The following is a 9,215-nucleotide window of genomic DNA, read 5'->3' as shown; positions in this document are numbered from 1 at the left end:
CCGAAACCGGCGCGCCCCGACATCGCGTCATGGTGGCTCCAGCGGTGCCCCATATTTCCGGTCGTGCGTTGTTCCGTGTGAGCGGAAGCACTCCCCAAGCTAGACCACATGTGTTGCGCCCCGGTGCGGTTTCGAGGCGGAGAAATCCGTCGGGCGGCGAATGCGATACCGATCGGTAATTCGGACCCACCGGGAATGACGACTCGACACGTTTGTCCGCGAGACAAATTGCTTTTTCATCGCGATTCGATCACTGTTCCATATACCGATCCGAAATGTCTGATTCGCGATGACAAATGCCGAAACCACACGAAACCCACGGCCGATGCCTATTCTCGAAACTCGAATCACACCTGCCCCACCACTTGCGGTATCCGATCGACCGTTCCCCGCCTGGCGCACAAATTCTCACACCCACGAAGGAGCATCAGATGTCGCGTCGCCGGTACGCCCGCTCACTCGGTGTCCTGTTCGCTGCGGCGATTGCCGTCGCGGTCCCCACCCACGCCGCCGCCGATCCCGCACCCGCCGGAGTGCCCGTCGACCAGTTGCGCGCCGACCTCGCCGGCTCTCCGGACCTCGCCGACGCCCTCGACCGACTCGTCGACGCCGCCCGCACCCCTACGATCCTCGAACCGCCGCCCCGCAACATCCCGCAGCCGTTCATGTCGCCCGCCCCCTCGGTCGGCCCGGGCTGCGGCGGCGGGTTCACCCCGTTCGCGATGACCTCCGGATGGGCGCACCCCGGTCCGCACACCGATCCGGATATCGGGTTCGGGGAGATGAAGGTGTATGTGCAACCGACCATCCCCGTCCAACCCGCCGCCGCCGATCTGAAGTTCGTGTGGATGAACATGGAGAACTTCCGGGCCGGTGTCGCCACGCTCGACGACCGGATCGGTGGGGTCCCGCAACTGTCCACCACCATCGCACCCGGACCCGGACCCGTCATGGCGGCGCTGTTCGGGTCGGTCCAGTACGTCAACGGTGCATTCTGCCAGGTCGTGTACACCATGGGCGGATTCTTCGTCTGACCCCACCGCGGTGACCGGACGATGCTCAGCGCAGTCGTTCGGCCGCCCGCGCCAACTCCACCAATTCGGCACACAACCGGCGCAGTTCCCTCGGATCGGCACCTTCGTCGACGGCGGTCGCCACATCTTCCGCGGCGCACCGCACCTCGAATGCCCGATCGGTCAGGGCCTCGGCCTCCACCGCCGACAGCACCACCGCATCGGCCGCGAGCCCCGAGCTCGTCGCGGTGGCACGCTGCTCGTAGGCGCGCTGTCGGCACGACTGGCGGCAGTAACGGCGCCGACGTCCCGTCCCGACCTCCGGCACCGGTCGCCCACACCACAGACAACTCGCTGGTCTGCGCTCCCGTCCGGCCATAGGGTGACACGTTACCGAGCGCGGAACCCGTGCCGGTAAACTGGCAGATCGGCCGTGCCCCCGGTTCGGGAACGGATTCGGCCCCGCCGACGTTGACATGGTGTGGACGTGGGCATCGCCGGCACACGCCGCATCGGTGCCGGGACCCACCGGGCGGAGCATTACGAGAGAGGACACCACCATGGCAGATCGTGTACTGCGAGGCAGCCGACTCGGAGCGGTGAGCTACGAAACCGACCGTGACCACGACCTCGCGCCGCGTCGGATGGCACGCTACCGCTGCGACAACGGCGAAGAGTTCGACGTGCCGTTCGCCGACGAAGCCGAGATCCCCGGGACCTGGATGTGCAAGAACGGTCTCGAGGGCACCCTCATCGAGGGGGCCGCACCCGAGCCGAAGAAGACCAAGCCGCCGCGCACCCACTGGGACATGCTGCTCGAACGCCGCTCGGTGGAGGACCTCGAGGATCTGCTCAAGGAACGCCTCGACCTGATCAAGAGCAAGCGGCGCGGCTGAACGACCCACCGGGTGCAACCACCCCGGGCCTGCGCAACCGGCGATGCCGTTGCGGGAATTGTTTCCCGCAACGGCATTTCCTTTTCCCGCCGATGCCGGACCCGGTCGGATCGCGGACACGCCACAAAAAATCGAATGGCGGGCACCCGTGACGATCGGCGTGTAATTATGGGCGAACCCGCCGGACGAGAACCGTCGGCAGCTCCACCGTCACATCACACACCGATCAACCGGCGATCATCCGGTCGGGCAGCACCCCGGGGGTGAATACACGTGAACGACAACGACACCGTCACCGGCAGTGAAATCAACACCGTCACCGACCCCGAGGCCGCGCTCGAGGCGTTGCGCGTCGAACTCGATCGCGTCGACCGGGCGCTGCTCGACGGCGTCCGCGACCGGCTGGCACTGTGCACGCGCGTCGCCGAACTCAAACAACGACACGACATTGCGGTGCTGCAACCCGGCCGTATGCAACTCGTGCAGCGCCGCGCCCGCGACTACGCCGACCACCACGGACTGTCCACCGAGTTCGTGCGCGAACTCTACGACCTGCTGATCGGGGAGGCGTGCCGGGTCGAGGACCTCATCGTCGGCGACCGCGAGAACACCTCGTCGGACCACCTGGACGCCACCGCGTCCGTCGAGCGCCGGAGCTGACCGCGTCATGTCAGCGGCTGCCCCCTCCGGCCCCGGGTCGTCGTCACACCTCGACCCGTCCACCCCGCCGGTCCGCACACTGCTCGTGGACAACTACGACTCGTTCACCTACAACCTCTACAGCCTCCTTACCCGTGTCAACGGCACACCCCCGATCGTGGTCACCAACGACACCTCCTGGGACCGGGTCCGCACCCTCGACTTCGACAACGTCGTCATCTCCCCCGGTCCCGGCCGCCCGGACCGCGAACGCGACTTCGGGATCAGTGCCCGTGCCCTCACCGAACTGCCTGTCCCCATCCTCGGAGTGTGCCTCGGCCATCAGGGGCTGTGTCATCTGTTCGGCAGCGCCGTGGTCCGCGCCCCCGAGCCGGTGCACGGCCGCACCAGCGACATCCTGCACGACGGGACCGGTCTGTTCGCCGGGATCCCGTCCCCGTTCACCGCCGTGCGCTACCACTCGTTGATCGTCGAGCAGGTCCCCGACGAGTTCGAGGTCCTCGCCCGTACCGGCGACGGGTTGCTCATGGCCGTCGCGCATCGCCACCGCCCCCTGTTCGGGGTGCAGTTCCACCCCGAATCCATCGGCACCGACTACGGATTCGAACTGCTCGACAATTTCCGCGCCACCACCACTACCCGTGCGCACACCCGCAACGGCGCCGCCGCCCCGGCCCCGGCAGCGACCCCCGCGCGGTTCGTGCTCGAGAGCCGCACCCTCGACTGCCACCCCGACCCGCACACGGTCTACGAGGCGTTGTTCGCGGCGGGCCCGCACAGTTACCTGCTCGACGGCAGTGACGCACTCGAACCGGACTCCCGCTTCACCGTCATGGGCGACGCCTCCGGGCCCCGCGCCGAATTCGTCACCTACAGCGTCGCGGAAACCCTGGTGCGCGAACACCATTCGGACGGCACCAGCACCTCCTATCACCGCACGTTCTTCGACCACCTCGACCGGCGCCTCACCGAACGTCGCGTCGCACCCCGACACGATCTACCGTGCACGTTCGGGCTCGGCTACGTCGGCTATCTCGGCTACGAACTCAAAGCCGACGCCGGGGGTCAACTGGTGCACACCTCCCCCGTCGCCGACGCCTCCATGGTGTTCGCCGACCGCGCCGTCGTCCTCGACCACGAGGCCGGACGCTGCCACCTGCTCGCGCTCAGCGAGCAGACGGGCGAGGCGGCGACCGCGGCATGGTTCGACGAAACCGCCGCGGTGCTCACCACCCTGTCCGACTCGGTGCCGCCCGCCCCGCCGCCACTGCTCGTGCGCGCCGACCACGACGAGAAGATCCAGGTGCGGCACGACCCGCAGCGCTACCTCGAACTGATCGGCCAGTGCCTCGCCGAGATCCGCAGCGGCGAAACCTACGAGGTGTGCCTGACCAACACCGCAACCGTCGATCGGCACATCGATCCGCTACGCACCTACCGGGTCCTGCGCAGCATCAGCCCCACCCCGTACAGTGCGCTGCTGCGGTTCCCCGGACTGTCGGTGCTCAGCGCCTCCCCGGAACGGTTCCTGCGGATCGGGACCGATCGCGTCGTCGAATCCAAACCGATCAAGGGCACCCGCCCGCGCGGTACCACCACCGCGCAGGACGACACCCTGCGTGAACATCTGCGCACCTGCGAAAAGGACCGCTCCGAGAACCTGATGATCGTCGATCTGGTGCGCAACGACCTCTCCCGGGTGTGCACCCCCGGATCGGTGCACGTCCCCAAACTCTTCGACGTCGAAACATATTCCGCAGTACACCAATTGGTGTCCACCGTCCGCGGAACCCTCCGACCCGACAAGACCGCGGTGGACTGTGTGCGGGCCGCGTTCCCGGGCGGCTCGATGACCGGCGCACCGAAACTGCGCACGATGGAGATCATCGACAAACTCGAGGACGGGCCACGGGGCGTCTACTCCGGGGCGCTCGGATACCTGTCCCTGACCGGCACGATGGATCTGTCCATCGTCATCCGCACCATGGTCGCCACCGACCACCAGGTCGGTTTCGGAATCGGCGGCGCCATCGTCGCGCTCTCCGACCCCGACGACGAACTCGAAGAAACCCTGGTCAAAGCCCTTGCGATGCGTCGCTGCCTCGCCGACCCCGACGCGGGCGGCACCGGCGGCACCGATCCCGGCGACATCACATCGCTGGCAGACGGAACCCGCCGGTGACGGCGGCACCCACCGGGCCCATCGTCGTCGCCGGCGGGTGCGGGGCCGTCGGCGCGATGCTCGTCGCGGCGCTGCGCGGCGACGGCCACCACGTCCACATCCTCGACCCGAACATGTCCGACATTATTGCCCCACAGGACAATTCGCTCGACACAGCACTCTGCTCGGACATCACCGCACCGAACATCGCCGCCGAATCCGCACTACGGTCCGCCGCGACCGTGGTGCTTGCCGTCCCCGAACCGGTCGCTCTCGCCGCGCTTCCCACCCTCGCGGCGCTGATGCGACCCGACGCGCTGCTCGTCGACACCCTGTCGGTCAAGACCGTGATGGCAGACGCCGTGCACCACACCCTGCCGGACCGCGCTGCCCTGGGCATCAACCCGATGTTCGCCCCGTCCCTGGCAATGGCGGGCCGCCCCGTCGCGGCCGTCGTCTACCGCGACGGACCACCCGTGGATCCGTTCCTCACGATGCTGCGCCGCTGGGACGCGTGCGTCGTACCGGTCGGCGCCGACGAACACGACCGGGCCACCGCCACCACCCAGGCCCTGACCCACGCGACGATCCTCGCATTCGGAGTGGCACTCGGCACCCTCGATCCACCGGCCGCCGTGGACACCACCGCCCCTCCCCCACACATGCTGCTACGTGCCCTCCTCGCGCGGGTCGCGTCGGGGGTCCCCGAGGTGTACCACGACATCCAGGCGGCCAACCCGTACGCCGCGCAGGCCCGCCGGGCACTGCGCGGAGCCCTCGACGAACTCGACGCGGCCGCCGGCGACGACCGGACCGACGCGTTCGAGGCGGTGATGACCCGGGCGAGTACCGCACTCGAACCCGACCTCGACCGGTACCGTGAGATCTGTGAGCAGCTGCTGACGATGCTGCCGTCCGCACCACCCGGACCCGACCTCGAACACGGGGGGCCGAGATGATCGATCCCGATTCGGGAAACCCACTCGCACACACCGGCGCCGCCACCGCCGAGCCGGTGCGAGCCCGGCTACGTCCCCCCGAACTCCCCGGCCACGACCCGGCCGACCCCGTGGAGAGCGCCGTGATCCGCGGACTGTCCCGCTCGTGGGGTCGCCGCGCCGCGGTCAAGAAGGACGAACCCGACCTCGACGCGATGTTCGAGCCGGCGCTGCGCGACTTCCCCGACACGATGATCCCGTTCCACACCCACCCGCGTTATCTCGCACTCGACGAGCACCACCGTGCCCGAATCGGGGCGTGGGCATGGATCGCATACAACAAGAACGTCATCGATATCGAACAGCACGTCGTCAACCCCGGATTCGGGTTGATCACCTCCGATGTGTTCGGCCTCGGCCCCCACGACTCCGTCACGGTCGGGGTACTACAGGCAATGGTCGACGAGCAGTACCACACGCTGATGCATCAGAACGTCAACGCCTTGACCCGCCGTCGCCGCGGCTGGGCGATGCCCGATGCGGTGTTGCCACCGTGCCGCACCGTCCGCGCCCACGACGCCGCGGTCGCCCACGCCCTCGACCCACGGCACGCAGCGTTGATCCGGTTGGCGTTCACCACAGTCGCCGAAACGTCGATCAGCGCATATCTGGGTTTGTTCACCGGCGATGAGACGGTGCAGCCGGTCAACCGCAGCACCGTGGCGGTGCATCGCCGCGACGAACTGTGCCACAGCTCCCTGGCCGGGGAACTGCTCACGATGGTCTTCGACGAGCTCGACGCCACCGAATGCGAACTGCTGCTCGACGCGCTGGCCTCCGGAGTCGAGGCGTTCACCGGCACTGACATGGACAGCTGGGCCGCGATCGTGGCGCACGAGCAGATCCCCGGAGGGCAGGCGATGCTCGACGACACCGCCGAGGCCGCCGCCGCCCACCCGGTGGTGCAGGACTGCACCGCGATCCGCCGGCTGTGCGGACATCTCGGGGTCGAAGACGACCTCGTGGCGCGCGGCCCGTTCGATCATCCGGCGTGAGACAGGCCCCGCCGAACGAGAAGGTCCGGGCGACACTCTGCGTCAGCGACCGATCGACCGGGCCAGCAGTGCCCGCCCCTTCGACCACCGCGACTCGAGCCCCCACAGCGTGACCTTGAGCAACGCTTCCTGCACGATGTTGCCGCTCATCTTCGATTCACCGATCTCTCGTTCGGTGAACGTGATCGGGACCTCGCCGACGGTGAATCCGGCCTGCAGCGTCCGCCATGCGAGATCCACCTGGAAGCAGTAGCCGTGCGAGGCGATCGCATCGAGATCGAGGGCCTCGAGCACGTGCCGCCGGTACGCGCGGTAGCCGCCGGTGATGTCCTGGACCTTCACCCCGAGCGCGAGACGCGAATAGATGTTGCCACCGCGGGAGAGCACCTCCCGATGCCACGGCCAGTTCACCACGGTGCCGCCCGGCACATACCGCGATCCGAGCACCAGATCCGCACCGGCATCGACCCGGTCGAGCAGCAGAGGCAACTGTTCGGGGGCGTGACTGCCGTCGGCGTCCATTTCCACCAGCACCGTGTAACCGCGGTCCAGACCCCACCGGAATCCGGCGATGTAGGCGGCACCGAGACCGTTCTTCTCGGTACGGTGCATCACCTCGATGCGCCCACCCGCCCCGTCCGGGCCACGGTCGGCGGCCGCGAGCTCATCGGCGAACGCGCCGGTGCCGTCCGGACTGCCATCATCGACGATCAACACATGCGTCTGCGGAAGCGCAGCGTGCAACCGCGCGACGATCCGTCCGATGTTCTCGCGTTCGTTGTACGTCGGAATGATCACCAGGGTGCGGGCGCTCGGTGCGCTCGCGTCCCCGGCCGGCGTCGCCGCTGCCATCAAAGGTCCTCCCTGTCGAACCGGCCGTCGGCCGGGTTTGGTGCTGCGCCGGAGTCGGGCTGTGACCCCGACGCATCGCGTCGCCGGCGGTCGCGCACGAGGGCGACACCGGCGGCGGCCACGGCCCCGACACAGAGCGCGAGCTCCGGGAAAGGTCCGAACCGACTAGCCAGCGTAGCGTCCTGCCGCAACTGCACGCGCGCGACCAACGCTGCCGGCTCGAACAACGCGGTGCGTTGCTGCACACGACCGTCCGGGTCGACGACCGCGCTGACCCCACTGGTCGCTGCGACAACCACGGTGCGACCGTGCTCGACGGCGCGCACCCGCGACATCGCCAACTGCTGATAGGTCATCTCGGTGTCCCCGAAAGTGGCGTTGTTCGTCGGCACCGCCAACAGCTGCGCGCCGGCGTCGATCGAATCACGGAACGCCCGGTCGAACGCCACCTCGTAGCAGGTGGCCACCCCGATCGTGATGCCCGCGGCGGTGACCGTGCCGTCCCCGGCACCCGGCACGAAGAACCCGGCACGGTCCGCGTATTCGGAGAACAACCGGAAGAACGACCGATACGGCAGATACTCGCCGAACGGTTGGATGATCCGCTTGTCGTGTTGCTCCCCGGGCCCGGACTGCGCGTCCCACACGATCACCGAGTTGGTGGTGGTGCCGTCACCGTTGATCAACACCGCACCGACGAGAATCGGTGCACCGATCGCGGCGGACGCGGCAGAGATGTCAGCGGCGGCGTCCGCGTTGCGCAGCGGATCGATGTCGGAGGCGTTCTCCGGCCAGATCACCACGTCCGGGGCGTCGACCTGACCGCCACGGACCTGCGCGGCGAGTTCGAGGGTCTGCGCAACGTGATTGTCGAGGACCGCCTTGCGTTGCGCATTGAAGTCGAGGCCCAGGCGCGGCACGCTGCCCTGGATCGCCGCGACCGTCACCTCCCGCCCACCCGAATCCGGGGTGTCGGCAGTGACGAGCAACGGCCACGCCGCCACCGCCGCGAGCGGCGCCAGCGCCGTCCACGCGACCGCGGTCCACACGCCACCACGATGCGACGGACCGCGGTTCCGGTGGCCCAGCACCGCGAGTACGAGCGCGGCCGCGCCGCTACCGATCAACGCCACCGCGAACGACACCAGCGGGGCACCCCCGACCGCGGCGAGCCACACCAGGAACCCGTCGGGCTGCCCGAACGCCAACCTGCCCCACGGAAACCCGCCGAACGGTACCGACGAGCGCAGATATTCGGTCAACGACCATGCAGCCGCAATCCACAACGGCGCCGCCGGCATCGACCGCAGATGCACCACCAACGCCCCGAACAGACCGACGAACAACGCTTCGACCGCAGCCAACGCCAACCAGGGCAGCGGCCCGACATACACCCCGATCCACGGCAGCAACGGCACCAGGAACCCCAGGCCCGTCAGATAGCCGTATCCGAACCCCGCCTTCCGCCGCATCGGCCGGGCCGTCAACACGACGACCAGGACCGCGATGCCGACCGGCGCCAGAAACCACAACGGCCGCGGCGGGAAACTCGCGAACAGCAGCAGTCCCGCCCCGACCGCGGCCAACGACCGTGCCGACACAGGGGCGAGCCGCCGCGTCAGCGAGGCTCCCCCTGTCGT

At 68.4% G+C, this 9,215-nt stretch carries 9 protein-coding genes; 6 read left to right on the top strand and 3 right to left on the bottom strand.

All coding sequences use genetic code 11. The features are described from left to right. Positions 1 to 431 precede the first annotated feature (431 nt). Complete coding sequence (locus tag ACZ46K_RS18345; RefSeq protein ID WP_464744013.1) at positions 432 to 1,034, top strand: hypothetical protein; 603 nt, start codon at positions 432 to 434, stop codon at positions 1,032 to 1,034. Between the two features lie 25 nt (positions 1,035 to 1,059). Here the strand turns inward: ACZ46K_RS18345 and ACZ46K_RS18340 are convergent, their stop codons facing one another. After that, complete coding sequence (locus ACZ46K_RS18340) at positions 1,060 to 1,392, bottom strand: hypothetical protein (protein WP_054810921.1); 333 nt, start codon at positions 1,390 to 1,392, stop codon at positions 1,060 to 1,062. 181 nt (positions 1,393 to 1,573) lie between these two features. Here ACZ46K_RS18340 and ACZ46K_RS18335 point away from each other — a divergent pair, with 181 nt between their 5' ends. The 5 genes from ACZ46K_RS18335 to ACZ46K_RS18315 all read left to right on the top strand — a co-directional run bounded on the left by ACZ46K_RS18335 (position 1,574) and on the right by ACZ46K_RS18315 (position 6,723). After that, positions 1,574 to 1,909, top strand: coding sequence for an RNA polymerase-binding protein RbpA (locus ACZ46K_RS18335; RefSeq protein ID WP_464744012.1), 336 nt, complete (start codon positions 1,574 to 1,576; stop codon positions 1,907 to 1,909). 273 nt (positions 1,910 to 2,182) lie between these two features. After that, positions 2,183 to 2,569 (top strand): chorismate mutase family protein, encoded by a 387-nt coding sequence (locus ACZ46K_RS18330; protein WP_464744011.1) that lies wholly within the window; start codon positions 2,183 to 2,185, stop codon positions 2,567 to 2,569. A gap of 7 nt (positions 2,570 to 2,576) precedes the next feature. Beyond that, the gene (gene pabB, locus ACZ46K_RS18325) at positions 2,577 to 4,751 is read left to right on the top strand and encodes an aminodeoxychorismate synthase component I (protein WP_464744010.1); all 2,175 of its coding nucleotides are present in this window, start codon (positions 2,577 to 2,579) and stop codon (positions 4,749 to 4,751) included. Continuing rightward, positions 4,748 to 5,689 (top strand): prephenate dehydrogenase/arogenate dehydrogenase family protein, encoded by a 942-nt coding sequence (locus ACZ46K_RS18320; protein WP_464744009.1) that lies wholly within the window; start codon positions 4,748 to 4,750, stop codon positions 5,687 to 5,689. The genes pabB and ACZ46K_RS18320 overlap by 4 nt, the downstream gene beginning before the upstream one ends. Further along, positions 5,686 to 6,723, top strand: a complete 1,038-nt coding sequence (locus ACZ46K_RS18315; protein WP_464744008.1) for an AurF N-oxygenase family protein — start codon at positions 5,686 to 5,688, stop codon at positions 6,721 to 6,723. The genes ACZ46K_RS18320 and ACZ46K_RS18315 overlap by 4 nt, the downstream gene beginning before the upstream one ends. 42 nt (positions 6,724 to 6,765) lie before the next feature. On the opposite strand, the gene ACZ46K_RS18310 is transcribed toward ACZ46K_RS18315, so the two are convergent. Together ACZ46K_RS18310 and lnt are read right to left on the bottom strand one after the other, a co-directional pair. Further along, positions 6,766 to 7,575, bottom strand: coding sequence for a polyprenol monophosphomannose synthase (locus ACZ46K_RS18310; protein ID WP_464744007.1), 810 nt, complete (start codon positions 7,573 to 7,575; stop codon positions 6,766 to 6,768). Beyond that, on the bottom strand, positions 7,575 to 9,197 hold the full coding sequence (lnt, locus tag ACZ46K_RS18305) for an apolipoprotein N-acyltransferase (RefSeq protein WP_464749388.1): 1,623 nt from the start codon (positions 9,195 to 9,197) through the stop codon (positions 7,575 to 7,577). Before lnt ends, ACZ46K_RS18310 begins: the two co-directional genes overlap by 1 nt. Positions 9,198 to 9,215 lie beyond the last annotated feature (18 nt).

This window comes from Rhodococcus sp. JCM 9793, assembly GCF_055380405.1.
Note: the sequence above shows the minus strand (reverse complement) of the source record. Positions and strands in the feature narration are given on the sequence as shown.

Coding starts and splice junctions, on each gene's coding strand:
- ACZ46K_RS18335 (WP_464744012.1), top strand. CDS start 1,574: ATGGCAGATCGTGTACTGCGAGGCAGCCGACTCGGAGCGGTGAGCTAC.
- ACZ46K_RS18310 (WP_464744007.1), bottom strand. CDS start 7,575: ATGGCAGCGGCGACGCCGGCCGGGGACGCGAGCGCACCGAGCGCCCGC.
- pabB (WP_464744010.1), top strand. CDS start 2,577: ATGTCAGCGGCTGCCCCCTCCGGCCCCGGGTCGTCGTCACACCTCGAC.
- ACZ46K_RS18340 (WP_054810921.1), bottom strand. CDS start 1,392: ATGGCCGGACGGGAGCGCAGACCAGCGAGTTGTCTGTGGTGTGGGCGA.
- ACZ46K_RS18315 (WP_464744008.1), top strand. CDS start 5,686: ATGATCGATCCCGATTCGGGAAACCCACTCGCACACACCGGCGCCGCC.
- ACZ46K_RS18345 (WP_464744013.1), top strand. CDS start 432: ATGTCGCGTCGCCGGTACGCCCGCTCACTCGGTGTCCTGTTCGCTGCG.